Annotated in this window: 26 protein-coding genes; 11 read left to right on the top strand and 15 right to left on the bottom strand. The window is 68.2% G+C overall.

The window, feature by feature from the left end; genetic code table 11:
* Nucleotides 1–115 precede the first annotated feature (115 nt).
* Both istA and istB read left to right on the top strand, forming a co-directional pair.
* Nucleotides 116–1393, top strand: a complete 1278-nt coding sequence (gene istA, locus EV386_RS12670) for an IS21 family transposase (protein ID WP_130413726.1) — start codon at nucleotides 116–118, stop codon at nucleotides 1391–1393.
* The gene (istB, locus tag EV386_RS12665; RefSeq protein WP_130413728.1) at nucleotides 1390–2178 is read left to right on the top strand and encodes an IS21-like element helper ATPase IstB; all 789 of its coding nucleotides are present in this window, start codon (nucleotides 1390–1392) and stop codon (nucleotides 2176–2178) included. The genes istA and istB overlap by 4 nt, the downstream gene beginning before the upstream one ends.
* A 12-nt stretch (nucleotides 2179–2190) precedes the next feature.
* On the opposite strand, the gene EV386_RS12660 is transcribed toward istB, so the two are convergent.
* Nucleotides 2191–2610, bottom strand: a complete 420-nt coding sequence (locus EV386_RS12660; protein ID WP_130413730.1) for a hypothetical protein — start codon at nucleotides 2608–2610, stop codon at nucleotides 2191–2193.
* Nucleotides 2611–3235: 625 nt separating this feature from the next.
* On the opposite strand from EV386_RS12660, the gene EV386_RS12655 reads away from it, so the two are divergent.
* Complete coding sequence (locus tag EV386_RS12655; protein WP_165399927.1) at nucleotides 3236–4462, top strand: PASTA domain-containing protein; 1227 nt, start codon at nucleotides 3236–3238, stop codon at nucleotides 4460–4462.
* A 91-nt stretch (nucleotides 4463–4553) separates the two neighbouring features.
* Nucleotides 4554–5297: a DUF4190 domain-containing protein gene (locus EV386_RS18525; protein ID WP_207216533.1), complete on the top strand. Its 744-nt coding sequence runs from the start codon at nucleotides 4554–4556 to the stop codon at nucleotides 5295–5297.
* Nucleotides 5298–5632: 335 nt separating this feature from the next.
* On the opposite strand, the gene EV386_RS12645 is transcribed toward EV386_RS18525, so the two are convergent.
* The 8 genes from EV386_RS12645 to mobC all read right to left on the bottom strand — a co-directional run bounded on the left by EV386_RS12645 (nucleotide 5633) and on the right by mobC (nucleotide 12604).
* A complete protein-coding gene (locus EV386_RS12645; protein WP_130415506.1) occupies nucleotides 5633–6508 on the bottom strand; it encodes a hypothetical protein in 876 nt (291 codons plus the stop codon).
* On the bottom strand, nucleotides 6502–6906 hold the full coding sequence (locus tag EV386_RS12640; RefSeq protein WP_130415504.1) for a hypothetical protein: 405 nt from the start codon (nucleotides 6904–6906) through the stop codon (nucleotides 6502–6504). Before EV386_RS12640 ends, EV386_RS12645 begins: the two co-directional genes overlap by 7 nt.
* Nucleotides 6907–7129: 223 nt before the next feature.
* The gene (locus tag EV386_RS12635) at nucleotides 7130–7603 is read right to left on the bottom strand and encodes a bacterial transcriptional activator domain-containing protein (RefSeq protein ID WP_242607954.1); all 474 of its coding nucleotides are present in this window, start codon (nucleotides 7601–7603) and stop codon (nucleotides 7130–7132) included.
* A gap of 678 nt (nucleotides 7604–8281) precedes the next feature.
* Nucleotides 8282–8779, bottom strand: a complete 498-nt coding sequence (locus tag EV386_RS12630) for a hypothetical protein (RefSeq protein ID WP_130415500.1) — start codon at nucleotides 8777–8779, stop codon at nucleotides 8282–8284.
* A 32-nt stretch (nucleotides 8780–8811) separates the two neighbouring features.
* Nucleotides 8812–9720, bottom strand: a complete 909-nt coding sequence (locus tag EV386_RS12625) for a hypothetical protein (RefSeq protein WP_130415498.1) — start codon at nucleotides 9718–9720, stop codon at nucleotides 8812–8814.
* A 166-nt stretch (nucleotides 9721–9886) separates the two neighbouring features.
* A complete protein-coding gene (locus tag EV386_RS12620) occupies nucleotides 9887–10678 on the bottom strand; it encodes a hypothetical protein (RefSeq protein ID WP_130415496.1) in 792 nt (263 codons plus the stop codon).
* 13 nt (nucleotides 10679–10691) lie between these two features.
* Nucleotides 10692–12269, bottom strand: coding sequence for a relaxase/mobilization nuclease domain-containing protein (locus EV386_RS12615; protein ID WP_242607953.1), 1578 nt, complete (start codon nucleotides 12267–12269; stop codon nucleotides 10692–10694).
* Nucleotides 12269–12604 (bottom strand): plasmid mobilization relaxosome protein MobC, encoded by a 336-nt coding sequence (mobC, locus tag EV386_RS12610; RefSeq protein WP_242607952.1) that lies wholly within the window; start codon nucleotides 12602–12604, stop codon nucleotides 12269–12271. Before mobC ends, EV386_RS12615 begins: the two co-directional genes overlap by 1 nt.
* Before the next feature lie 352 nt (nucleotides 12605–12956).
* On the opposite strand from mobC, the gene EV386_RS12605 reads away from it, so the two are divergent.
* The 5 genes from EV386_RS12605 to EV386_RS12585 all read left to right on the top strand — a co-directional run bounded on the left by EV386_RS12605 (nucleotide 12957) and on the right by EV386_RS12585 (nucleotide 16096).
* Nucleotides 12957–13385 (top strand): hypothetical protein, encoded by a 429-nt coding sequence (locus EV386_RS12605; RefSeq protein WP_130415492.1) that lies wholly within the window; start codon nucleotides 12957–12959, stop codon nucleotides 13383–13385.
* Nucleotides 13378–13563, top strand: a complete 186-nt coding sequence (locus EV386_RS12600; RefSeq protein ID WP_130415490.1) for a hypothetical protein — start codon at nucleotides 13378–13380, stop codon at nucleotides 13561–13563. The genes EV386_RS12605 and EV386_RS12600 overlap by 8 nt, the downstream gene beginning before the upstream one ends.
* 1 nt (nucleotide 13564) lies before the next feature.
* Nucleotides 13565–14650 (top strand): hypothetical protein, encoded by a 1086-nt coding sequence (locus EV386_RS12595; RefSeq protein ID WP_130415488.1) that lies wholly within the window; start codon nucleotides 13565–13567, stop codon nucleotides 14648–14650.
* Between the two features lie 153 nt (nucleotides 14651–14803).
* Complete coding sequence (locus tag EV386_RS12590; protein ID WP_130415486.1) at nucleotides 14804–15664, top strand: hypothetical protein; 861 nt, start codon at nucleotides 14804–14806, stop codon at nucleotides 15662–15664.
* Nucleotides 15665–15667: 3 nt separating this feature from the next.
* Complete coding sequence (locus tag EV386_RS12585; RefSeq protein WP_130415484.1) at nucleotides 15668–16096, top strand: PIN domain-containing protein; 429 nt, start codon at nucleotides 15668–15670, stop codon at nucleotides 16094–16096.
* A 403-nt stretch (nucleotides 16097–16499) separates the two neighbouring features.
* On the opposite strand, the gene EV386_RS12580 is transcribed toward EV386_RS12585, so the two are convergent.
* The gene (locus EV386_RS12580; RefSeq protein WP_130415482.1) at nucleotides 16500–17558 is read right to left on the bottom strand and encodes a DUF2510 domain-containing protein; all 1059 of its coding nucleotides are present in this window, start codon (nucleotides 17556–17558) and stop codon (nucleotides 16500–16502) included.
* A 265-nt stretch (nucleotides 17559–17823) separates the two neighbouring features.
* Nucleotides 17824–18276, bottom strand: a complete 453-nt coding sequence (locus EV386_RS12575; protein ID WP_165399925.1) for a zeta toxin family protein — start codon at nucleotides 18274–18276, stop codon at nucleotides 17824–17826.
* 53 nt (nucleotides 18277–18329) lie between these two features.
* Here EV386_RS12575 and EV386_RS12570 point away from each other — a divergent pair, with 53 nt between their 5' ends.
* Both EV386_RS12570 and EV386_RS12565 read left to right on the top strand, forming a co-directional pair.
* A complete protein-coding gene (locus EV386_RS12570; RefSeq protein ID WP_130415478.1) occupies nucleotides 18330–21473 on the top strand; it encodes a GDSL-type esterase/lipase family protein in 3144 nt (1047 codons plus the stop codon).
* Between the two features lie 187 nt (nucleotides 21474–21660).
* Entirely contained in the window at nucleotides 21661–22059 is a 399-nt protein-coding gene (locus EV386_RS12565; protein WP_130415476.1) for a hypothetical protein, read from the top strand.
* Nucleotides 22060–22298: 239 nt separating this feature from the next.
* Here EV386_RS12565 and EV386_RS12560 read toward each other — a convergent pair whose 3' ends face one another.
* From EV386_RS12560 to EV386_RS12545, 4 genes are all read right to left on the bottom strand, one after another.
* Entirely contained in the window at nucleotides 22299–22670 is a 372-nt protein-coding gene (locus EV386_RS12560) for a hypothetical protein (RefSeq protein WP_165399924.1), read from the bottom strand.
* A gap of 523 nt (nucleotides 22671–23193) precedes the next feature.
* Entirely contained in the window at nucleotides 23194–23469 is a 276-nt protein-coding gene (locus EV386_RS12555; RefSeq protein WP_130415472.1) for a hypothetical protein, read from the bottom strand.
* Entirely contained in the window at nucleotides 23466–23900 is a 435-nt protein-coding gene (locus EV386_RS12550) for a hypothetical protein (RefSeq protein WP_130415470.1), read from the bottom strand. The genes EV386_RS12555 and EV386_RS12550 overlap by 4 nt, the downstream gene beginning before the upstream one ends.
* 50 nt (nucleotides 23901–23950) lie before the next feature.
* On the bottom strand, nucleotides 23951–24229 hold the full coding sequence (locus tag EV386_RS12545) for a hypothetical protein (RefSeq protein WP_130415468.1): 279 nt from the start codon (nucleotides 24227–24229) through the stop codon (nucleotides 23951–23953).
* Nucleotides 24230–24555 lie beyond the last annotated feature (326 nt).

Raw genomic sequence — 24555 nt, 5'->3', positions numbered from 1 at the left:
CCGCCGACACGGCGGGGAAACTCGATAGGCACAAAGGTTCCAGGGTGTTGACGCCTCGCGAAAACTGACCCCTTGAGGGGCTGGGAAGTCTGACCCCCTGGTTGATGCTTCGGGGGTGATCAGCGTGGAGAACTGGGCGGAGATCCGCCGGTTGCACAGGTCGGAGGGCGTGGCGATCAAGGAGATCGCGCGCCGGCTCGGGATCGCACGCAACACGGTGCGCGCGGCGTTGGCCTCTGATCGTCCGCCGCAGTACGAGCGGGCCAAGACCGGGTCGGTCGTCGACGCGTACGAGCCGGCGATCCGGTCGCTGCTGCTGAATGCGCCGCGGATGAGTGCACCGGAGATCGCGTCGCGGATCAACTGGCCGCACTCGATGTCTCCGCTCAAGAAGCGGTTGACGACGTTGCGGCCGCAGTACGTCGGGTTGGATCCGTCGGACCGCACCGAGTACGAGGCCGGGGACATCGCCCAGTGCGACCTGTGGTTCCCGGACTACAAGATCCCCGTCGGCCCCGGCCAGGAGGAGATCCTGCCCGTGCTCGCGATGACGCTCGGGTTCTCGAAGATGACCGCCGCCGTGATGATCCCGACCCGCAAGGGCGGAGACATCCTGGCCGGGATGTGGAACCTGATCAGGGGGTGGGGCAAGGCTCCCCGGCAGCTGGTCTGGGACCGGGAGGCCGCGATCGGCGGGCGCGGCAAGCCGACCGTGGAGGCGGCCTCGTTCGCCGGGACCCTCGGGGTGAGCATCACGCTGGCCCCGGCGGTGGATCCGGAGTTCAAGGGCGGGATCGAGCGGCGCAACAAGTACTTCGAGACCTCGTTCCTGCCGGGGCGCACGTTCACCAGCCCGCAGGACTTCAACACCCAGTTCGCCCACTGGCTTGAGACCACAGCGAACGTGCGCCGCATGCGCGTGATCCGCGCCCGCCCCATCGACCTGTTCCAGCAGGACCTCGCCGCCATGGTCGACCTGCCGCCGATCGCGCCGATGATCGGGCTCACGCACCGGGTTCGGCTCGGGCGGGACTACTACGTGCGGATCGACTCCAACGACTACTCCGTGGACCCGCGCGCGATCGGCAGGTTCGTCGACATCCGCGCCACCGCCGACCAGGTGATCGTCACGTGTGACGGGCAGGTCGTGGCCGACCACACCCGCTCCTGGGCGCGCGAGCTGACGATCACCGACCCGGAGCACCGGGAGATCGCCAAGGCGCTGCGCCACGACCTCGCCGAACGCCGTAAGGCGTCCCGGGCGACCCGCACCCACGCCGACGGGCACGTCGTGGCGATCCGGGCGCTGCCCGAGTACGACGCCCTGTTCGGCGTGGACTTCGACCCCCGCCCCGACTCCGGGGCGGGTTCTACCGCTGAAGGGACGAGATGACCACCACCACGACCACGAGACCTGACGGGCTGGCCTCGAAGCTGGCCTACCTGACGAGGGTCCTGAAGACGCCCACGATCTCACGCACCTGGGAAACGCTGGCTGACCAGGCACGGGAGGCGAACTGGTCCCACGAGGAGTACCTCGCCGCGGTCCTCGAACGGCAAGTCGCCGACCGGGAAGCCTCCGGGGCGACCATGCGGATCCGCACCGCGCACTTCCCGGCGATCAAGACACTCGAGGACTTCAACCTCGACCACCTGCCGTCCTTGCGCAAGGACGTCCTCGCGCACCTGGCCACCGCGACGTTCGTGCCCAAGGCGGGGAACGTGATCCTGCTCGGCCCGCCCGGCATCGGGAAGACGCACCTCGCGGTGGGCCTGGGCATCAAGGCCGCCCAGTCTGGCTACTCGGTCCTGTTCGATACCGCGACGAACTGGATCGACCGCCTCGCCCGTGCCCACCACGCCGGGCACCTGGAGGCCGAGCTGAAGAAGATCCGCCGCTACAAGCTGATCATCGTCGACGAGGTCGGCTACATCCCGTTCGATACCGACGCGGCGAACCTGTTCTTCCAGCTCGTCGCCTCCCGCTACGAACAGGGCTCGATCATGGTCACCTCGAACCTGCCGTTCGGCCGGTGGGGCGAGGTCTTCGGCGACGAAGTCGTCGCCGCCGCCATGATCGATCGCCTCGTTCACCACGCCGAGGTCCTCACCCTCGCCGGCGAGTCCTACCGCACCCGAGCCCGCCGCGAACTCCTCGCCAAGGACCGCGAGAAATGAGCGGAAGCTTTCTCAGCGCTCAGGTGAGCTCCCAGCCGCATCCATGGCGCGCTGGATCGCGGTTCGATAGCCCCACACGAGATGCCGAGTTCCGACCGGTGCGTCCTGGTCGTAGCGCGGTGCTGAGTCGCCTTCGACCGGCGCCCAGCCCGTCACAGCCAGGCCCGCCTTGCGGAACAGGTCAATGTGGGTCAGTCCGTGTTCGGTGGGCACCACCCCGGCGACCGTGGCCTCGACCGGCGGTGACTGGCCGCGCCACGGCAACGGCGTGACGACGAACGACGACGCAGACCCCGGTCCTGAAGGCAGAAGCACGGTGACCTGAAGACACGCCCAGGAGCCGTCTTCCAGGGGAACCCCGATCAGGTCACCAACCCGGAGGCTGCGCGACGATCGAGGCGAGAACGGGAACACACGCTCGACCTCAGCCACGCACCAAGCCTGCCCGAGTCGCAGCCGAGAGGGGTCAGTTTTCGGGAACCCGGAGGGGGTCAGTTTTCAGAGACCGTTGACACAGGGGGATGGAGTGTGCGGCGAGCGGCTTTCGTCCGCCCACCCTTGACGTCGGCAGGTTCAAAGCTGGATCCCCGGGCCTCAGCCGTCGGGCATGAGCCGCGCTCCTTCGGAGAGCCCGCCCTGCCGTCCATCGACGACGATGTCGTGCGTGTCGACCCTCACCGCTCGGCCTGTTGGCCGGACTCACGACCATCGCGCGGTTCGCATTGCCGCTTGATCGCCTGCAGCGCGACAGCATGGTCGGCATCTGCACCTTGAGCGGAGGCGCAGGGAGAACCGTGTTCCCCTGTGTCTCGTGGTGGCATTAGGCGAGCGCCGGACGCCAGCCGGCGATCCGCCGCGGACGGCGGGCGCGACGGCGCGCCCCGGGCCCATGCGCACGGCGACAGGCACCCGGTCCTGGGAGCGTGCGTTCCTAGCCTCCTGACCCATGCCGACCAAGCAGCGCTGCTTCGCGCTTCCCCTGTCAAGATCGACGTACGTCAAGGGCGGGGTCGCGTTGACAGCTGTCGCGTTGACAGCTGGCGGGGCTTTCGCCGCGATGCGCACCGAGGTCCCCGACCTCCTCAATGAAACGCTCCCCGCAGCCCAGGCGCTGCTGTACACCCACGGGATCTCGAACGTCGAGGGCGGGGAGGGAATCGCGGCAGAGTTCGCGGACTTCACCAGCGTGGTCGGGCAGTACCCCGCGCCCGGCACACGGCTCTTGCGCAGGTCTCCCGTCGTGCTCGAGGTCGAGCTGGTGGATGTGAGGGTGCCTGTTCTTGAGGGACGGTCGCTCGACCTCGCGATAGGGCTGCTGCGAGGCGCGGGTCTCGTCCCCAACGTCGCCGGCGCCCGGATCCCTGTGGTCGAGGACGGCGACGGTGTGGGGATCCCCGCTTCGTTCGAGGACGAGCAGGAGGTTCGACAAGCCGTCGCCGGTCTCGGCATCGTCGAGGACGCAGACCTCACCGGAGCGGCTTTCGAGATAGCGGCGGAGCGAGCGGACGGCTCATGGCTGGTCGACTCCGACGTCGCCACCGGGACCCTGACGGCCGGCTCGCAGGTGGACCTGACAGCGATCCTCCCCGTGACGGTCGTGCCCGAGGTGAGCCAGGCAACGTATCGGAACGCGACCGCGGCGATCGAGGCGGCCGGGCTGTCCGCGCACCGTCAGCGGTTCGTGTTCGACGGCGAACTGCCCTCCGGGTTCGAACTCTCGACGAGCAACACGTCGGAGCGCGAGACGGCCCAGTGGACGGTCAGCAACCCGAGTTTTCGCGCGGGGCGGGTCGTGGAGAAGGGCTCGACCGTCGCCTTCGACCTTGAGTGGCCGGCGGCGACAGTTCCTGACGTGCGCGGCCTGCCCGCAGATGAGGCGCACGCCAAGATGGTGACAGCCGGGTTCACGAGCGGGCTGTCGTCCACCCGGTCTGGGGTGGTCTACTCGACGTCCCGCGAGCCAGGTGAGCGGCTCCCCGCGGGCTTCCACGTGGGAGTGGACGTCCGGCACGAGGTCACACTCCGGGTCCACGGTGACTCCGCACGCGGATCGGTCACGTGGTTCGCTCCGAACGAGTGGTCGATCCAGCAGGCGACGAGCGAGCCGCTTCCCTGGTCGCAGACGTGGATGCGGAGTTCGCGCCCTGCCCGTCATGAGCGTGGTTCGGTCACCGCGCAGCGCGGTTCGGCCGGCGCCGGGTCGATCTCGTGCGAGATCCTCGTGAACGGAGAGATTGTCGCGACCAACACGTCGACAGGGCCGTTCGCCGTCGTCAGCTGCTAGAGCATCTTGTGCGGTTCTCGAACGCGCGGTCGCCAGTCCATGAGCGCCGCGCGCGCCGCGGTGATCGGCCCGGCCTGTGAGAGTTGAGCCCATGGAGGCTGGCATGACGTGTACAGACGGGCATCTCACAGTCGAAGGTGGCGGTTTCTGCTCGCGCTGCGGTATTGCCGTCGGAGCGCGCTCATGCCCCAACGGACACCAAGTCGCGGCCGAAGCGCGGTTCTGCTCGCAATGCGGCTCGTCGACCACCGTCACCGAAGCGCGCGCGTCGGCGCCCGCCGCCTCGGAGCAGGGCGCGAGCGGCGAGCCCCGCGAGTGCCCGCAAGGCCACGGGACGTGGCGGAGCATGACGTGCGGAGCCTGCGGCGCCGGCACGCGCGCGTTCGCCCAACCGCTCGCCAACTCCTGGGTCAACGCCGCCGGTGCTCGCTGCGGAAAGTGCAGTGAAACGCTTGCCAGAGGCAGAGCCTTCTTGGGCAAGGACCCGGCTGGCCTCGCGATGCCCCATGGCCGCAACATCGCGTGCCCACGGTGCGGGACCATCAACCGCGATGTCCACGTCGGGACACGGCACGAAGTCGCGGCCTCGCCTTCCCCATCTCAGTCCCCGTTGACTCGCGTGCCGCCCCAGTCAGACCGCACGAATGTCTGGGCGATCCTGGCGCTTGTCTTCGGCATCCTCGGCGGCATCCTCGGCATCGTCTTCGGCTTCATCGCGAAGTCCGAGATCCGACGGACCGGAGACCGCGGCGACGGGATGGCGACAGCGGGGATCGTGCTCGGCTTCGCCAGCATCGCCATGATCCTGCTCGCCATGTGCAGCATCTCGTACTGAGAGCAGACGGACGTCGCCGCGCCGTCACGGTCACACAAGGACGAGAACTTGCCGCCACACCTCGTGGCCGCGGTGTCTCTCTCGCCTGGGCACCAGCCACGGTTTCTCCGTCGCGACCAACCATCGGGACTGTGCTCACAGTCCAGGGTTCCCTGCCTCCCTTGAACCGCTGTCGGTCACCGGGCGCCGTAGGGTTGCGTGCCCAGCCGCTGGCTCGGACCTCTGCGCCCACCGCTGAGGGGCGCGTCACCGCGCTGGCGGCCGAACTCCGCCACTCGCAGTGCCAGACCACCGAGCCGGGGCCCACCGTCGTCGAGCCCGAAGGCATCCCGGTACTACTGCGTGATGACCTGCGCCTCACCCATCGCGATCTGCGTGGTGTTGACGAAGTCGAGCGGGATCGTGCCCGTCTCGCCGACGCCGGACCAGGCGACCGTCCAGTACGAGGTCGCGCTCACCGCGTAGCGCCCTTGCCTGGTGTACGTGTGGCCGCAGTCCGGTGACGACGACTTCCCGTAGGAGTCCGCGTACGGCGTGCCGCCGCCGACGCAGGTGACGATCGCGCCGTCGCCCATCGTCCAGACGATCTGGTCCAGCCGCGCCGTCGCTGTGACGGTGAAGCCGCCGGCGGACGCGGTCCGCGTGATCGGACCCGTGGTCGACTCCCCGGGGTTCTGCGCCCACATCCATGTCGGCAGGCCGATGACGCCGACGCTTCCGGCCCCGGGCTCAGGCACGATGCCGATGTCGATCGCGGAGAGGCCCATCGACGCGACGGCCTGCTGGGCGAGCACCTCGGGATCTGGCGGCGGCGGCGCTACGGGCGGGGACGCCGCCCAGAAGAGAACGGTCGACTGAGTCCCGAGCAGGCTCCCGGGGCTGGTCGTGCAGGAGTAGATCGCCCCATCGGTGTGCCCTTTCCACACCGGATCGCCCTGGCTCGGCTGCGGGTCGGCAAGGCCGCTGGGAATGCAGTCCTGGCCGTCGATGACGATGACGGGACTTGGAATGCTCCCGCCGTTGGGCGTGTCGTCGCTGACTGGCGTCGCGGTGTCGCCGCCGCTCTGGGCGCCGCCGCTCGTGAAGAGCGTGCAGATGCCGGTGAGGTTGTCGACCTCGACGCAGGTCGGTGGGTCCGCCCAAGCGGGTGCCGCGGTGGCGAGGACGACGACTCCACCAACAACGACGGCGCTCGCGCTGCGTCTTAGCATGTCTCGCCCTCCTTGAACTCCGTGAACGCGACCAGCCATGGGCCGGTCGGGTACTCGTAGTTGGCGACACCGACTCGTTCGACGCCCAGCGGGTTGTGGTCGGCGGGGATGGCCGAGTTCCCGTCGGCGTCGAGGACGTCGAGCCCGCTCGTGTTCCAGCAGACCCGGAACTCCACGATCGGGATGTCGTCGGCGGGGGCCAAGTCGACGCTCGTGAGAGCGACCTCCGTGAGAACTGTCGATCCGGTCTGGCGGAGGCCCTGCTGACCCCAGATGGCGTTGAACCGGTTCTGCGCGCTGGCAAGCGCTGTCGTGATGGCGACGTGCTTGAGGTCGTCCGGGTTGAACGTCTCGGGGTTCTGGAGGGACGCGTCGAGCATCGCGTAGTAGGCGCGCACGGCCTCCTCGGCCGCTGCTGCGGCCGCGTCCTCAGGCGTCTCCTCCGTCTCGGTCGGCGACGGCGTCGGACTCGGCGTGGGAGTCCACGTCGGCGTCGTCGCAGTCGGCGACGGAGTGGGCCCTCGAGGTCCGACTGGCAGCCGGTCAGCGCGAGCGACACCGTGAGCGCGACGACGCTGACCAGAGCGTTGACGCGTGCCGTTCGGGTCATGGGGCCTCCTCCTAGAGGGCGTGCAGGTCAAGCGCTCGGCCTGTGTCAGTGTCGGGCCGCTTGATCGCGGCCAAGAGCTCTTCGGTCTCGGGCTCGAGGTCGACTTCGAGCCGCTCGGTGATGGCGAGGAGTCGGTCAATGGCCTCGGCGACTGCCTGAGGGTTGCGCGACTCGTAGGACGCGAGGATGCGGAGGCGCCACAGCGCCTCCTGCGCCGGGTCCACGCGGAGCCCGACGACGACGGCGCCCTCGGCCGTCCGCCAGCGCCCCTCCATGAGGCGACGCTTGGCGAGCGCATGGGAGGCGTCGACGATCTCGGACGTGAGGCGCTGCCGGATCGGTTCCGCCCACGCGTATCGGCGCCGATGGGTGCCCTCGAACGGAGTCCCGCGCACCAGCGTGAGGGCCGCTTCGAGGTTCTCGGTGGGCGCCTTGAGCGGCTCGCCTCCGAGCAGACGACGCCAGTCATCAACGTCGGACGTCACTGCGAGGCTTAAGCCGTAGCCGGCTCCCGCGTGATGTCGGGACAGGTAGTCCTCGCCGGCGTCGTCCTGGCCGAGCCAGCGCCGCAGCTTCGACGTCGCGGTGTTGCGGGTGTTGAGGTTGTCCTCGGTGGAGCGGTCCGGCCAGATCGCGTCGTCGATTGCCGGGTACGACGCCGTTGAACGACGACGGTGCGTGGAGCGAAGTCGCGCACAGGACCGGCGAGGTCCTTGTTCTCGTGACCGTTGGGAACCAGCCGCTTGTCACAGCGGCCGACGCCGAGAGGGTCGCACGCTGGGGGCACCTCGTCGGGGTCTCCGGGATCGTGGTGTGATGGGCGATGGAGCGTACAAGGCAGTGCCGCGCCTGAGTTTGCGGCCCAGCACCTCGCAGGTCCGGGAATGCGGCGGGCTCGGGTCGAGGGCCTCGGCACTCGACCGGCGTCCCTGCCACCTGCGTTCATCCGCTCGACGATGCCCGGTACCGAGCGCGAGACTGGCGGTTCACTGAGGTGGGACGTTGCCGGCCTCCACCAACGGCCCGGGTTCGAGGCCGCCGAACCTGCCCTGTTGGACAAACTCGCGACCGTCCTCATCCCGTTGGGGAGAATCTCGATTTCGTGACGGTGCTCGATCCGTCGGTGCCAACCGACGTCACCGCGTTGACCCCCGCTGAACGCTTCAGTGCGCTTCCGGCCTCGTGTGAGCAGTCCGGACAGGCGGCAACGCGTACTTCTCGGGAGTGCTCTCGGCGATGTCCTGCATGAACAGCGTGTAGTTGAGCCACCAGACCGACCGAACCGCCCGCGCAACGAGCAATCCGATGCAGTACAGCGCGACACCGATGCCGATGGCAGGCCTAACGTCGTCCACGAGCATTGCGCCAATCGGGCCGACCGCCGTCAGGAACGCTGAGACGATGATTGAGGACCAGTTCCGCTTGAGCTCCCGCGAGTACCGACGGCGAACACCTGCCATGAGGATGTTCGCTGACTGGTAGGTCAGCGCGCAGACGAACGTTGCCGCCGCCAGCACTAGGCCAGACACGACTGCCACGCCGGCGAAGAACGCGAGGCGCGCGTCTGGGTTCACGGGCACGTACTGACCCGTGCCGAACCACCACGCAACCATGATGCCGGACGGCAACAGGTGGTCCGGGCTCGGGTGGGCGGCAAGCAAATTAGCGACGCGACGACGGCTACGCACCAGACTCACCCCTCGAGTAGCTCTCGGACCTTACCTTCCATCTCGCCACCGACACGCGTGAGGTAGTCGAGTAGGGCGGAGAACCTTCGACTCTCCGACGCCGTCTCATCGATGTCGACAGTTGCGGCAAGGCGGTGTGCCACAAGCTCAAGCTCCTCTTCGACGCCACCTGGCAGCACGGCGGTCGCCTTGGTCTTGCTGCCACGGTCCCTCACGAGACGTGGCACGTCACCCTTGATGAGGTCGAGCATGCGCTTCGAGGTGGACCTGTTCCGACTCTCGGGCGTGAGCTTGATCTCGATGGTTACCTCGATGTCCCCACCGACGCGAGAAGCAATCCTGTCGGCGAACGAGACCATGCCCTCGGGCGCCTCCGACTCAGGGGACAGCAGATCCACTGCCGTGCTGAATCGCGACGAGAAGGCCACGGCGCCCTGTGCCTCCTTCTGCAGCTTGACGAGCTGGCCATGGTCCATCAGAGGTTCGATCTTCCATCGATCTCCGGTGGGCAGCGGCACGAGTTCTTCCAGGAACTTCTCGACCGACTGGGCCTTGGGCGAGCTCTGATTACCTGTGATCACCGCAACGACGTTGCCCGGCGGTAGGAACATCGCTGCAGTGGAGTTGGCGAACGGGGCGCTGTCATCGTCATCGCTCATGAGATCCGAGACCGTCTTGGTCTTGAGGTCGATCGTCGTCATGAAGTCCGGCTTGAGCGGAGCGTGGATACCGAGGAGCGCCTTGCCGTCGCTGACGCGGGGGTCGTAGATCTTCCCGTCGACGGTGCGCTCGTCGAGGGTATGGGCCGCGATTGCCTCGAGCCGAGCCGTCCAGTTGGTATCGCCCGGGGGGCGTCGCTGCGCCTGCGAGAGCACCCAGAGGCGCCAGAAGGTGACGGACTTCGGCCGCGTCATCCTGGGGCTCCGTTCATTGGACGATCTATTCAGACGGCCCCAAACGTATCAACACACCTGCCGCAAGAAGCGTGCGCGCGCCTGTCGGAGAGGATGAACCATTGGCGCTCTGGGCCAGACGTGGCCGGGTTCCCGTCGCAGCCAGAACCCGCGAGCCCCGAGTTTCCTAGCGTGTGAGTTCCGGTGGGCGCGCTGCGAGGGGTCCGCGTCGGTGCGAGCGCTTGGCCTTGACAGCTTTGGTAGACGGCACGGCGGCTTCAGACAGGGTGGCTTGGCTGATGTCGGCGCGCACGTGCGTGTCGACGACGTCGGGTGCCACGCCCTTTGCCTCAAGGTCGCGGGCGAGGCGCTGTCGACGCTCCGCGCTGTCGTAGACGAGGTGTGCATCATTACGTGTCCCAGAAGCCGCGGCGAGTGCCTGCTCGAAGTCGGGCCCAGCCTCATGTGCGCGGCGTTCCTCCGCGTCTGCCTGCCGCATCAGGAGCGCGGCCTCTGTTTCCTCCGCGGCGGCTCGCCCGCGCTCCGCCTCTGCGTTCTGGCGGTCGGCTTCCGCCTGCTCGAGGGCGGCTCGCACGTCGGCGGGGTTGGCCCCGGTGCTATCGACGTCGATGCCGTAGCGCGACCAGATCTCGGCCCGGACTCGTTCCGCGGCCATGCGCGTGGATGGGTCTTCGTCGGCCCATGCTCGCGCGACCTGCCACGCGTGCACGACCTGCTCTGTGGCGGCGTGCTCCCACCACCCGTCCTGGGCGATAGCGGTCAACTCTGCTCGTGCCGCGGCGCGTTCGGCGTGCAGGCGTGTGGCGAGCTCCTGGGCGTTGTGCTCGCCTGCGGCTTGTGCTCGGCGTAGTGCGCTCTCGCGGGCGCGGGCGATGTACTCGCCGATCTGCCCGGCGACGGTGATAGCGATCCGCAACTGCCCTTCAAGGGCCTCGTTCATGCCGTCGGACTCGGTCATCTTCGTCTCCTTCTCAGCGTTCGGCCCCGGCGCGAACGGCGCTTGCGCGTGGGCGCGCGCGGTGTGGTTGGAGCGTGCGCGGGATCGGGGAGGTCTGCGGTGCTGCCCAGCCAGTCCCGTTGCGCCCGACGAAGTCGAGCCGACGCGTCGCGACGACGTCGACCGGTGTCGGCAGTCCGGCGTGGACGCGGGCAAGCCGTGCGCGTGTGTCATCGGCCAGCTGCTGGGCCAGCCGCATCTGCTGTTGCGCGGCTGCGGCACGGGTGAGCGCCTCGGCGAGGCGGATGAGTTGGCGGATCATGACCGCCTGCGCCACGCGCCCTTGGCCGCTGTGGGCGGCCGCGGCCAAGACCATCGCGGCACCGGCGATACCCACGCGTCCAGCCTTCGGCATAGGCGGGGTTGGTCGGTGCGTCTGAGCGGCGCGGGAGAGTGCTTCGGCGGCTGCGGCGAGGTCGCCGGGCTCGGCCTCGGTGGCGTTCGACCATGCCGCCAGCATCCCCGCGGTCGACCGGGCGACGGTCGCCCACTTGTCGGCGTCGGCGACGTCGACGGCGGAGAGTTGGTCGACGACGTCGCCCAGGTCGGCACTGCGACGCTGCCACTCGGCGGCGCTCGGCGTGGCGGTCTCGCGTCCTGGAGCGACCACGCGTCTGCCGCGGCGGGCGGCGGTCCACTCGGCCACGGCGGCGTCGGCCGCGCTCGGGGTGTCGGGCCATCCGTGCGCGGCGCGCAGCCGGGGCAGGGTGAGGTCGCGGGCCAGAGAGAGCCCGCCGTACCAGATGGGCCGTTCGCCGCGCCTTGGGCGTTGGGCGACGGAAAAGCCGGTTACGACGTCGGTGCCGTGGTCGGCGTAGCGGGCGCGCACGAGCACTCCTTCGCGGCGTAGGCGGCGGACGAACTCTGCCTCGTCCAGGCTCGCGGTCGCCGCGGCGCGGACCTTGAGGGCGAGGCGTTCGCGCGGCCCGAGGGTGGAGGCGCTGCCGCGTCCGGCCGCGTCGCTGCGTCGAACGTGGGCCTCGCGCTCGGCGGGCTTGTACCCGCGGGTGGAACGCTGGGCGACGACCGACTCCAGTTCCTCGAGTCCGTAGCGCTGTTCCAGGTCCCGGGCGGCACGCTGGGCGCGCACGAAGTCGCGGTGCACGGACGCTCTCGTGCCGTCTTCGCGTACGAGGTTGACCACGAGGTGGATGTGGTCGTTGCCCGCCTTGGACACCCCGTGCCGCACCGCGACCCACCGGCACGGCGCCTTGGTCCCGTCGTTGTCGTCGAAGCCCATCGCGGTGGTGAAGTCGCTCGCGATGGCGGCCCACTGTTCGTCAGGCAGTAGTCCTTCCTCAGCGCGTAGCGACAGCGAGCAGTGCCACACGTGCCCGCCGGTGACCTCGACGTCGTACGCAGTGCGGGGGCGGTCGAGGTAGGCGGCGATCGCCATCGCGGAGTCGTGGTCGAGCTCGTTGTCGTCGTGCCACGACAGCATCGGCGCGTCGCCGGCGACCAGGTGCGGTTCGGTGTGCTCGTTGGCTCGCCCCGGGCCCACGAGGTAGGCGAGCAGTCCGGCCATGCGCGTCCCGCGGGTGACGTTGGGCATCACCGGGAACCACCGCCCCGCTGCGACAGGCTCAGCTCGTCGATCTGGGCGTCGATGCGTACCGCGACTCGGCGCACGGCATCGAGAGTCGCGGCCAGTTCGGCCTGGACCTCGCCGGTGGCGTTGGTGGCCTTGGCGATCTGGTTGACGTTGTTCGCGATGTTCGCCGCCAGCCGGTACAGGCCGAACAGGTTCGCGATGACGGCGCGCCGGTCGGCCAGTGACTCCCCGGCCCCGGCGACCATGGTCGACTCGACCAGGAGACGTTGAACCGAGACCCGGTGGGCCAGGGCGAGGCGGCGCAGGTAACCCTCTTCGGCGTCGGAGACGCGCACGATGTAGCGCTTACGTCGTCCGCCCAGGAGGCGCTATCGACGCGCGCCCCTTACCGCCTTCACCAAGGCTGGCTCGCTGCACGACGACGTGGTCTCGGGCGGAGCCCACAGGTTGACCTCATCGACCACGTCGCACCCCCTCAAGCCAGCGCAGCGACCCCGCCTCGTGCGGGGATCTGCGGCCAGTGTGGCCGCCACCGCCGACGTCGTCGGCGGGCAAGCCTCGATCAGGTCACCTGATCGTCTAGCTTGCTCCGCGCGTTTCCGCAGGCGACGTGCCCTGCGGGGTCATAGCCGGGGCTATGCGGCGCTGCGCGGCGCTGCGCGGGTCTGCGCTCCTAGCGTGGCCGGTATGGCGAAGAACCCGACACCCAAGCAGGCACTCGAAGCGGCGCGCCGCGCCCACGACGCGCGCCTGGACGCGGTGCGCGTGCTGGCCGAGGCCAGGCAGAACGTGGCCGACGTGCGCGAGTCGTCCGCACACGACGTCGAGGCAGCCAAGGCGAAAGCCACCGCGGACATCAGCGCCGCCGAACTCGCCGACGTCAAGGCGTGGGAGGCGGCGTTGCGCGCCGGATGGCAGGTCGCCGAACTGCGCCGCATCGGCTTCGCCGAAGCGGAGAAGAAGGCCCGGGTGCGGCGTCGACGCGCCAGTGGCGCGGCGACGCCGCCACCAACTCCCGCCCCACCGCCGCAGGAGAGGGCCGTCGCCACTGTGGCACCTGAGCCCGAGCCCGCGACCCTGCCCGCACTCGACCTGGTCGGAGCGCACCATGAGTGACCCGAACACCTCGCCCATCGAAGCGGTCTTGGTTGCCGCACTCCGGTCCGCATCTGTCACCCCCGACGTCGAAGCGGACACCCTGGTACCGATCGACGTCGAGCGCGCCGGACCCGCTGCTCGTTTGGACATGGATGCCGTCGACACCCTGCGCGGCGACGTCGAGGCCGGGCAGTGAGATGCCAGGTTCGCCGATCGGAGAGTTCCTCTCTTCGATCCCCGCGCAGTTCGGCTACGTCATGAACGACCGCCACGTCGTCGCCGTCGGGATGGCCCGCGACGGGCGCACCGGACCGCGCATCGTCGCCGAATGGGACCAAGCCGTGGCCAGTGATCAGGACCTCGCCGAGCACATCGCTGCGCACGTCGCCCGGCTGGCCAAGGCCAGCCCGGAGCACAAGGTCTTCCTGCTCGTCGGGTACGGCCGCGACGGTGCGCACCGCGCCGCGCTCCTGCGCGACGCCCTGCTTGCCACTTCCGCCCTCCCCGACCCCCTCGTCGCCCACGTGGTCGACAACACCTGGCGCGTCCAGGTCCGCGCTGACGCGTGGACGACTCCGCAGGACCTGCCCGACGTGAGCGCCGAAACCGTGCTCGCGGGACTACCGTCCCCGGTCGCAAGCCGTGACGAACTCGTCGCCCGCTACCAGCCCTCGCCCACGCCCGCGTTCGGGGACATCAAAGAGCGTGACCGGGCACTGTTCTCGGCCTCCCCGCCGTCGTTCCGAGCCGAGGTCGCCACCGCCACGCTCGACAGACTGACCCGCCCCGCTCTCGACGACCCGAACCAGATGGCTGTGCTCGCTCACCTGACCATCTCAGGGCCCAAGGCGGTGCGCGACGCGGTCATGCTCGCGGCGGCCGCCGACGCTGAGCACGCTGCCGCGCTCGTGCGCGTGTACCGGGGCGCGCCCGAGACGATGCGGCCGGCGCTGGCCACCGCAGCCGGCACCGCGCTGTTCCTGTCCGGGGGAGGGTCGGTCGAGACCGAAGCGATCCTCGTGCACGCCGACCGCGCGGGGGACAACGCGCGCCTGACCGCGCTCGTGGCGATCGCCAAGCGCTCCGGTCTCAACCCGCACGCTCTGCGCGCCGAGTTGGCTACACAGACGAAACCGGCGCTCGACGAGGCCGACCTGCGATGGAAGGCCACGCTGTCGTCGTCGGCGTTCCCCAAGGGCGGCCCGACGGGCGCGCACCCGGCGACTGAGCGGATGCGCGAAGTGCCAGACCGGCTCTGGAACCCGCCATGCATGGAACGCTGAGCCTAGATCCCGTCTGTGTCCAGTCCCATGCTCCGAGGGGCGCGAAGGTCGCGATCGGAGTTCAATCGCGTCCAGCAGGTTTCGGTTGCGTCGTAGGACTGCGGAAGAATGCTCGCTCGTTCAGGGTTCTCGGCGTTGAGGGAGGTGGGTCCGATGGCAGCGGAGTACGAGCTGAGGTTGCGGGAGATGACGCTGCCTTCGGGCGAGATCACTCTCGCCGACGTGGCAGCAATCGCGGCAAGACTGCAAGACCTCTCAACGAGGGTCAGCCGGTGGGTCGCCGACATCGACGGAGCGGGGCGCGGCCCCAGAGTCGTGGAGGATGCCGCTGCGCTGCGTCTGTCGGGCGTGAAGAGCGGGAGTACGGTCCTCGCTATCACCCATGGCGTGCACGACCGCCTGGACTTCGATACGCCGTTCGAGGAGCAGGTCAGCAACCAGTTCTGGGACATCGTCGCGGCGCTGGGCACCGATGCGCCCCCGGCGGACTCACCCGATCCCGTACGCGAGAGCGCCGTCGGCCTACTTGACGCGTTGCAGCGCGCGGCGCCACTCGTACAGATCACCCGGGGAGACGGCGCTCGTGTCGAGTTCCGTCCCGCCGAGTGCGACCGGAGCATCTGGCGAGTTCCCACGCGGACCACCGCTTCCGAGGAGACGACGATCGTTGGTCGACTTGAGATGGTGGACCTTCGCGCCAGCAGGCTCCGGATCGCCGACGACGTGGGGAACCGTGTCACGCTGGAGCACGTCGTCGAGGCTGAGGCCGTTTCGCGCGAGATGGTTGGTCAGCGCACGTCTGCCACGGGCCTACCCACCCGTGACAAGTCGGGGAGGATCGTTTCCATCGAGGCGCCGAGCCTGCAACTCGTCCCCGTACCGACCGAATGGCTGCCAGCGTACGCCGCGACGTGGGAGCTTCCATCTGACGAGCGTGGTCCCGACCCGGAGGGTGGGGCGCACTTCGACGACAACGAATGGGAGTCGTTCCTGACCGCGGTTAAGGAAGCGTGACTTTTGGTCGAGGCGCGATGGGTACTGCTTGACACTGACGTCTGGAGTGTGCTGTACGCGCGAGCGCGTCGAACAGACGCGCGCGACGAACGCTGGAGACACCTGTTGCAGGGCCGCTCTATCGTTGTTGCCACCCAGACCCGCGCCGAGGTCTTGATGGGACTCGCGATCAAGGACGTTGGAGCAGCCAGACGAGCGAGAATCGTTGCTCAGCTCAACGCCACGACAACGGTCCCGGTGACCGAGGACGTGATCGTCGCGTACGCCGACCTATCCGCGAACTGTCGACGAATGGGTCACGCACTCGGTCAGAAGATCAACACCGGTGATCGATGGATCGCAGCCACAGCGATTGCGATCGGAGCCCCGGTTCTCGCAGGAGACGGGATCTACAAGGACGCTCCCGGGGTTGAGCTCCTCGGGCGGGAGTGAGTCCCAGTCGCGCAATGCGGCGCTCTCGCGCGTCGTGCCGGAGCCTGTGGCCCGGAACGCGTCCCCGACAGCCGCCCACCAGCCGTGCGAGGGAGGCGGCACGGGACGCGCGACGTAGCCAGCGCCGCGCCCGTGTCCGTAGACGCGACGGCGTTCCGGTTCGCCCGGCTCCCCAGCTCCGGGATGAGCAGGTCGTCGGACCCGCCGCACTCCGCGCGCTCAGTGTCGCTGACTACAAGGCTGCTCGCGGCGAACGCTGGTCGTCGCGGGCGTGGGCAGCCGCGCGTGCGGCATCGTCGGGCTGAGTCCTCATGCCCCGCACGTGTGCGCCACTGGCGCGACGACGCAGGACGCCCCGCACCTCGGCGCGAGGTACGGGGCGCTGGTCTTCGGAGCGCAGTGACTACTGGGCGTGCACGTCGCTGAACTTGAAGACGAACTGCGGGTCCAGCGCGCCGAACGTCTCGGTCATGTTCGACGTCTTCACGCACGAGGAGTCGTCTGCCACGAAGCTGCCGGAGAACACGACCTTCTGATCCTTTGTCATCGCGACGAGGCCACCGAACATGGGCTCGCTCGGGTCGATCAGCGTCTCGTCGGAGATGTCAGACAGGGCGTTGTTCCATGTGTGGACGCGCACGTTGGGAGCGAGTTCGATCTCCACCCATGCCTTGCCCTCACGGTTGGCGCCGATGTCGGAGACGACCCCGACCCAGTCCGTGGCGTTGCCACCGGTTGCCGAGCAGACGGTCGCGTTGCGGTTGCGGACGACCTCGGACCGCTGAAGGTCGGTTTCGACCGCCCCGTACTGGTCGCTGGCCCCGGTGACGGTCGCGACAAAATCGGCTTCCGCCTGCGGGTACGTGCCGTACGGGGAGGGGTCCTCGGCCGGTGTGGGCGCTTCGGCGACGGGTGCGGGAGCCTCAGCAGCGGGCGTCGGCGTCGGGGAAGGGGCCGGTTCTGCGGCAGCGGCCGAGGTGTCAGGCTGCGCGGCAGGTGCCGCCGCCGGCGCCTTGGAGGCGCTCTCATCCTTGGGGTTGTCATTGCCGCCGCCGAACGCGAGAGCAGCGCCGAGCAGCGCGCACACGAAGCCGATCATGAGCTTCTTGCCGCGCTCACCGCGCACAAACAGGACGACGCCGAAGACGACCATCATCACGGTCAGCAACACGCCGATGAAGGGGACCCGCGCGAGGAGGAGCGCGAGGATCGCAAGGACCAGGTACGCCGTCCCGGAGTCTTTGGTCTTCTGCGGCTGACCTTCCGGCCCGCTACCGGGGGTCGGCGCGAAGGGCGGCGGGGCCATCGTCGGGGCAGACGGGGCGTCCGTCAGAACGGGCGATGACGCAGGTGCCCCACTGGGCCCGACGGGTCCCCACTGCGAACCATCCCACCAGCGCTGGTTTCCACCGCCAACCGGGTCCGGATACCAGCCGGGGGACGGCGCGTCGTTCTCGCTCACTCATGCTCCAGTCGTCGAACTTCAGTCGGTCTCGCAGGTGCGACAAAGCCGGCACCCGGGCGTTGACACTAGAGTTGGACCTGGCACCGACCTGACCGGATTGCGGGTGAATCGTCCCTGGTCGCGGGTGATAATCGCCCCGAGCATCAACCGCACCGAACCGTCGCGCACACCGTGCGCGCAGCCACCTCGTCAGCCGCGACACCCGGACTGCTGGGCATCATCTGCCAGGCGGGCATACTCCGGGGATCGACGAAGCGAGCGGTCAGTCACCGAGGCCGCGATTACCGTGCCGCGCGGCGAGGCCAGACGAGTTGGTGCGTGCCGTGGCCAGCGCGCGTGCGGCGCCGGCGTCGACGAGTGGCCCACCGACGGTCGCGCGCGCGAGGTCGGACTTGAGCGCCGAATTGCCTTCTGGGTTGACCACGTAGCGCCGGTAACCCGTAACGGCATCGACATCGGCAGCCAGGCGCTGCGCGGCGTCGCGCGCATAGGCTAGTGCCGCGGTCGTCTCTACTGCCTGGATGTCGACGACGTCGATCACGTAGCCGGCGTCGGCAAGCTGGCGGCCGACGGCGACAGCCTGGTCTGCGTCGGTGAAGGTAGTGTCGATAACGAGGTTGACGCCGTCGCGCATGGCCGCGTCGCGTAGGCGCTCCGCGAGGGCGTGAGCCTCCTCGGCGACGGCGTCAAGGCTGGGCTCGCCGTCGTCGAACACGCCCAGGAGTTGGGGGGCGAACTGCCCGGCGTCGACGCGCAGGTATTCGGCGTGTGCAGTCGGCCCAGGAGGGAGGGTTCCACCTCACCGGCGGGAACGTGGACGCTGACCTCACCGGAGTCGAGGGTGTCGACCAGATCCCCCAGGCTGGTCCGCACGCGGTGATCTCGTCCACCGGCGCCCTGGTCGTTGACTCGATCAAGCCGTCCGGAGTGACCGAGGTTGAGCCCGCAGGCGATCCCACGAGCTCCGCAGTCGTGGGCGTCAACACTCAGCCAGAGATCGTGGCAACCGCCGTAGTGACAGATGAGTCGATCACCTTCTCCCTGGATGAGGCGAACCTCGGGGAGGTTCGCCAATCCAGCCGGGCCGCGGGCCTGGTTGAGGTCCAAGCCGGTCCGGGAAGCGGTGCTCTCAGCCGTGGGGTAGTCGGCGACCCACACAATCCTGTCGAGGACGAGCGCTCGTGCTCCATCCCGCGTAACGACCCGGTAAACCAGGCCTACCAGCCCAAGCCGCGCCAGGTGGAGTGGGCCGTGGACCGTGCTGTCAAGGGGGAGCTCACGGAGACTAGGCCGGCGAACTGGCGGAACCTCGGGATGGCGTCGTACTCGCCGCAAGCGATGTTCCCGCCGGTGCCGCTCGTGGGCGGCGGAACCATCCCGCCGCAGATCGTCCTCGGGGTCCTGATGCAGGAGTCGAACCTCTGGCAGGCGTCGCGATATACCGCTCCCGGGAACACGGGAAATCCTCTGATTGGCTCGTACTACGGCAACCGCAATGCCGCGTCGATCTGGGAGATCGACTACGGCCAGGCCGACTGCGGGTATGGGATCGGACAGATCACCGACGGCATGCGTCTGCCCGGGTACGAGCGGACAGATGACTCCGGGCGCCCTATCGAGACGGCGTTGCCATACGCTCAACAGCGCGCAATCGCCCTGGACTACACGGCGAACATTGCAAAGGCTGTTCGAATGCTCGGACAGAAGTGGAACGAGCTCGCCAACGCGGGCATGTTGATCAACGACGGCCGCTCGGCTTATATCGAGAACTGGTTCTTCACCACTTGGGCCTACAATTCAGGGTTCCACCCGCCAACCGAGGACGGAACGCCGTGGGGCGTCGGTTGGTTCAACAACCCCATCAACACCATCTATCCTGTGTCGCGGACGCCGTTCCTCGAAGGCACGCAGAATGATGCTTCAAACCCGCAATACTGGCCATACCCCGAGAAGATCATCGGGTGGGCCGCGTATGGCACCTCGCTTGTCGAGACTCAATACGCCGACCCAACAAGCCGCAGTTACGTCTCGCAGCGCGTGTCCTCCTTTCGCACTGCCTGGTGGAACGGCAACGATCTCCGTTCGCTCGCCACTCCGCCCGCACACATATTCTGCGACCCCGCGGTCAACGACTGCGACCCCGGCGTGCCGGAGCCGTGCCAGTTGAGCACCAGCACAGACCATTACTACGAGTGCTGGTGGAACGCACCGGTCGTGTGGCGAGACGGCGTGGACTGCGACTATATGTGCGGCCATGGCTTCGAACGCTTCCCCTCCAGTTACGACACCGAGGCCAGCAGCATGGCCTACTCGCTCCCGGCTCTAACCTTGAGGTCTAGTTTCCTGGCCAACTGCAGTCCGCCCCCAACTGGTGTTGTCGTGGTTGACGACACCACGCAGCGCAACGCGCGCACGAGCGGTGAGTGCGCTCACCGCACAACCGCGGGCTCGTTCGAGTTCAGCTTCGCGCAGGCAGACGCGAACGGGCGATATCCCGCAAAGGTCGACCTTCATCAGCAGGGTGGAGGGTTCAACGGTCATTTCTGGTTCGCTCACATGCGGGACAAGACGGAACCCAATACCCACGTCACCGGTACCTGGACCCGAGGAGCCGACATGACCGGTACCTGGACTCGTGTCTGGGTGCACCTACCCGACTACGCGGGCTGGACGCAGCAGGCCGGTTATACCGTGAACCTGGGCGACGGAACGACGCAGACGCGCTACCTCCCGCAGCGGCGGTACTCAAACGAATGGGTGAGCCTCGGCGTCTTCCAGATGAAGGGCGAACCTTCGGTCTCACTGTCCAACAGTCTCGTCGACGACGACACCACCAAGCGCTACGAGGAGTCTGGAGTTTTCGACATCGACGGGGTGGACAACATCGCCTGGGACGCCGTGGGCTTCCAGGCCCTACCGGGCAAACCCGACGAGTTCGTCGTCGCACTGGGAGACTCGTTCGGCTCCGGCGAAGGCGCAGGCGAATACGAGCCGTGGAGCGACAACAACGGCAGCGTCATCGTGAGCAAAAACGCGTGCCACCAATCGGCCAACGCCTGGATTCGCAAGACGACGTTGCCAGGGGACGATGCAACCATCGGTAGTAGGAGTGACCGTGCCGACGTAGGCATGGATTTCCATTTCCTTGCCTGCTCTGGCGCAGTGTCCGAGAACCTGCTCCCACATCACAGTATCGAGGGCAACAACCCATCTAGCGACGAGGAACAGTCCGGTGCCTACGGTCAGGCCGGGATGGTGTCTCAACTCGACGCCGGGTACCTCGACGAGAACACGACGCTTGTCACGATGTCGATCGGGGGTAATGACATGCGCTTCTCGGACATCGTCAGCTCGTGCGTCAAGGCATACCTCACAGTACTCGCCGTGGACTGCTCCACAGCTGTGCTTTCGGGCGATACCGAGCCATCCATCGACGCCGGCCACCATCGCCTGGAGCATGAGTTTCCGGACCGGCTAACAACAGTCCTCCAGTTCGTCCGTGAACGAGCTCCGAACGCTCGCATCGCAGTAACCGGCTACCCGAAACTGTTCGAGAGCGGCACCAACTGCATCCTCATCGACACGTCGAACCAAGGTTGGTTAAACGACTTCGCCGACGCCATGAACGAGACGATCCGTCAGACGGTCGAGGCAGCGAACCGAGCGGACGAACCCGAGGTACTCTTCGTCGACACCCAGGAGTCATTCACGGGGCACAACCTCTGCACGGGTGACGGGGTGTCGGGCATCAACGGTCTCGAGTTCAAGGTCACTCCTGGCGAAGACCCCCTGCTGTCATTCTTCGGGTTCCTTGTCAGCGGTCAGTTCGTCTCGCGCACCTCCGTGCACCCGAACGGCATCGGCACAGACCTCTACTCTCAGGCCCTTGAGAATGCTCTCGCTCACCACTAGCCGCCGATGCGCGGCAGCCGTGCTTGCTGTGACGCTCGGTGGCGCGATGGCGGGCTGTGGCTTAGATGAAGTGGGGCCACGAGCTGAAGCCTTCGCTAGGAAGAGCCTGCCCAGGAAGATCACGACGGTGGCTGAGTGCGTGACGCAGTCTGCCCGCGAGCTGCTAGCCGACACGGACACTGCACCCTTGACCGAGCAGCTCTCCGACTGTGCTAGCACGATGTTCCTGAACAAGGACCTCAGTGAGGCCATTCGTGAGGCGGATGCGGACCGTGGGTTGAGCTACCACAACAGCTCACTCGCCCTCACAGGGGTCGCCACGGGGAACGCACTCGAGCTGACCTTCTACTCCCAGGGAAACGGGTACGCAGAGGCGGGCATCAACTCAGCACGCGTCTCGTTGGGGACGTGTTGGCGCATCGTGGTCGACGACGGGCCGCGCCAACCGAAGGAGATTTCAGGCGTCACGTGCGACGAGGTCCTCATCGCACGGACGCGCCCCAAAGAGGTCGTGCCCTTTGAGGACGTCGATCTGGCGCCGCTCAAGTCTGAACCACCGAGTGATTCGGACCAAGGGCGCCGCTGAATGTGAGTCACGGCAGAGGATGCGGCCAGCGCCATCTTGACGTGGCTGGTCCCGGACCAGCCACGTCAAGACTCACAGTCTCCGAGGTCTTCTGACGGTTGGCTTTCGCGAGGAGACCCACCTGGCCGCACGTGACAACGCCAGTCCTGACGGCGGCGGGCCCGTGGTGATTACTGCTTCGAGACGATGAGCGGTTCGCCCGCATATACGGAGGCACCGCCTCATTTACGCCGTGAGCCTCAGCCGCCCGTGAACATGGAGATGGACAACTCCGATCCTGCGGCTGCGCAGGGCTCGGCGAGGGCGGCGTTCCAGTCATCTGTGGTGATGTCGAATGTCTCGGCCTGGGTACCAGCGGCGATCTCTGGCACGGCCTCCTGCAGTGCGGCGACCCCCTGGCTGACGACACCGTCGCCACCTGTCGGGATGCGGTGGAGTGCGCGTGTCGCGAGCTGGTACCAGCCCTGCTGCTCCTGGACCGTGAATCGGCCCTCGCTCAGGGCGACGTCTGCGTTCGCCACGATCGTCTGGATGTCGGAGACGGCCCCGCACGCCGCCGCGTCCAGCGCCACGTCGTCCTGGGTTGTCTCGGCCTGGGGCACCTCTTCCACGGACTCGGGCCCGGCGCTCGTACTGACGCCGTCGCAACCAGCCGCCAACAGAGCCGCCAGAGCCAAAGCCGACGCGCCGACCGTCCATCTTCCTCGCATGAACCCGCCCCTTAACCGTGTGTGGTTCTGGACGCTATACGGATCGTGCGCGACCCGGCGCATCAATGTCGTTCTGTGTTCTGTGGCAGTCACCGACGGAGCTGAGCAGGTCCCCCGCGCCCCCACAGCCTGGCGGCCTCGTCGGTCCTCACGCGTGCCGACAGCGGTCGTGATGGCGCGGGGGACCGCTGCTTGGTAGGTCGAGAGTGCGGCGCGCGATTGCTCAAGCTGTCGCGCCCACTGCGCGGTGGCTCGCCAGGACTCCAACCACCCCTCGCGGCCGCCTGACGCCGCATGAGCGGCGTCGGTTGCTGCCACACAGTCCCGGCCGAGCGCCATGTACACGTCCCACGCCCGATCGGCGGCCGCGAACGCCTTGTCACGTCGCGTCACGGCTTCGTCGTGGGCGATTCGTCTGTCTTTCTCATCGTTCGTCACTGAGGCTCTCGACTTCGTCGGCCATCAGGCTGGCTAGCCTCTCCACGGCGGTGACGAGTCGGTCGAGGGTGAGCGCGACGGCGTCGTCGCGGACTCTGACGCCGGAGGTGAGGTCGGCGATGTGGGCGTAGAGCGCGTCGAGCGCGAACTGGTTCACCGACACGTCCTCGCGTCCGGCCCACAGGCGCAGCTGCATGTCGAGGCGGGCCGGGACGCGCACCCGCAGCTGGACGTCTGGCTCGGCTGTGGCGGCGGCGCTCATGCGCCCACCAGCGCGGTGTGCGTCGGGCGTTTGGCCGCGAGGTTCTCGGTGGCGAGGGTCTCGCTGATGCGTCGGGCGTAGTACCGCCAGATCTCCTCGGCGGCCTCGAGCGCGCACGCCGCGTACTGGGTGAGGTTGTCGGCGGCTGCGGCGCGCTCGGCCTTGGCGATCGCCGCCCGCACGCCGGCGGCTGCGGCCGGGTCCATCTGGTGGGCCTGGTGTGCCGTGATGTCGAGTTGGGTGTCCACGCGGCGCATGCCCTCGACGCGCACGCGTTGGCCGGCGGGGTCGCCGCGTCGGGCCGCGCGGCTGGCCTCGCGCGCCAGGGTCAGCGAGGTGTGGGCGTACACGCACAGCGACGCCGCGTCCTGGTAGCGGGTGTGCTCGGTGTCGCGGGCGATGCGGTCGAACTCCGCGAGGACACTGTTCATGGGGTCTACGTCCTTACCGGCAGTCGTTGGTGTGGGTGATCGGTGTGGGGTCATCGAGTCGCGGCTGGCCGCGCAGCCTGATGGGCGTGCGTCTGCGAGGAGCGTCCTGGCCGCGTCGGCGCGGCGGGGTGGGGTCTGTGCGCGTCTCGCAGGATCCGCTCGACGCGGATGCGGGCCCTGACGACCTGTCGGGCGCGGGTCGCCTCGTAGCGGTCCTTGATCCGCAGCAGCCAGGCCTCGGAGGCGGCGATCAACAGCTCTCCGGTTCGATGGGCTGCGGCCACCACGCGCAGCGTGATCCGCAGGCGCAGCGGCAGGCTCGGCCTCATGTCGTCTCCCTCACGGGTGCTTGCGGCTTCATACCTGTTCAACGAACAGGCCTACCCCACCCGCATGTTCGACGGGGACTCGGTCGTGTGCACGGCGTAGACCGCGTGCATGTTGGCGGGCTTGTCGAGATTGCCGTGCACGAGCGCCGCGTCGGTGTTCTGCAGGTGGACCGCACGATCTGCTGGTCAAGGCTCACGTCCGCGGATGGCGGACCCTGCCCCGGCGCCGTCGCGGCTGGACGATGGGCGTCCTGAGAGGTCGCCCATCGTCCAGCCTCCACCAGCGCGGGCCTGCGCCGACGGCCACGATGGCCGCCGTGAGCGCG

The organism is Xylanimonas ulmi (assembly GCF_004216535.1).
GTDB classification, from domain to species: domain Bacteria; phylum Actinomycetota; class Actinomycetes; order Actinomycetales; family Cellulomonadaceae; genus Xylanimonas; species Xylanimonas ulmi.
Note: the sequence above shows the minus strand (reverse complement) of the source record. Positions and strands in the feature narration are given on the sequence as shown.

Bases quoted from the DNA above. Each gene is read 5' to 3' on its own strand.
- EV386_RS12620 (WP_130415496.1), bottom strand. From the start codon at position 10,678: ATGACCGAGTCCGACGGCATGAACGAGGCCCTTGAAGGGCAGTTGCGG.
- EV386_RS12550 (WP_130415470.1), bottom strand. From the start codon at position 23,900: ATGAACAGTGTCCTCGCGGAGTTCGACCGCATCGCCCGCGACACCGAG.
- EV386_RS12615 (WP_242607953.1), bottom strand. From the start codon at position 12,269: ATGCCCAACGTCACCCGCGGGACGCGCATGGCCGGACTGCTCGCCTAC.
- EV386_RS18525 (WP_207216533.1), top strand. From the start codon at position 4,554: ATGGAGGCTGGCATGACGTGTACAGACGGGCATCTCACAGTCGAAGGT.
- EV386_RS12545 (WP_130415468.1), bottom strand. From the start codon at position 24,229: ATGAGGCCGAGCCTGCCGCTGCGCCTGCGGATCACGCTGCGCGTGGTG.
- EV386_RS12645 (WP_130415506.1), bottom strand. From the start codon at position 6,508: ATGCTAAGACGCAGCGCGAGCGCCGTCGTTGTTGGTGGAGTCGTCGTC.
- EV386_RS12655 (WP_165399927.1), top strand. From the start codon at position 3,236: ATGCGCACCGAGGTCCCCGACCTCCTCAATGAAACGCTCCCCGCAGCC.
- EV386_RS12555 (WP_130415472.1), bottom strand. From the start codon at position 23,469: ATGAGCGCCGCCGCCACAGCCGAGCCAGACGTCCAGCTGCGGGTGCGC.
- EV386_RS12590 (WP_130415486.1), top strand. From the start codon at position 14,804: ATGGCAGCGGAGTACGAGCTGAGGTTGCGGGAGATGACGCTGCCTTCG.
- EV386_RS12595 (WP_130415488.1), top strand. From the start codon at position 13,565: ATGCCAGGTTCGCCGATCGGAGAGTTCCTCTCTTCGATCCCCGCGCAG.
- EV386_RS12625 (WP_130415498.1), bottom strand. From the start codon at position 9,720: ATGACGCGGCCGAAGTCCGTCACCTTCTGGCGCCTCTGGGTGCTCTCG.
- EV386_RS12605 (WP_130415492.1), top strand. From the start codon at position 12,957: ATGGCGAAGAACCCGACACCCAAGCAGGCACTCGAAGCGGCGCGCCGC.
- EV386_RS12600 (WP_130415490.1), top strand. From the start codon at position 13,378: ATGAGTGACCCGAACACCTCGCCCATCGAAGCGGTCTTGGTTGCCGCA.
- istB (WP_130413728.1), top strand. From the start codon at position 1,390: ATGACCACCACCACGACCACGAGACCTGACGGGCTGGCCTCGAAGCTG.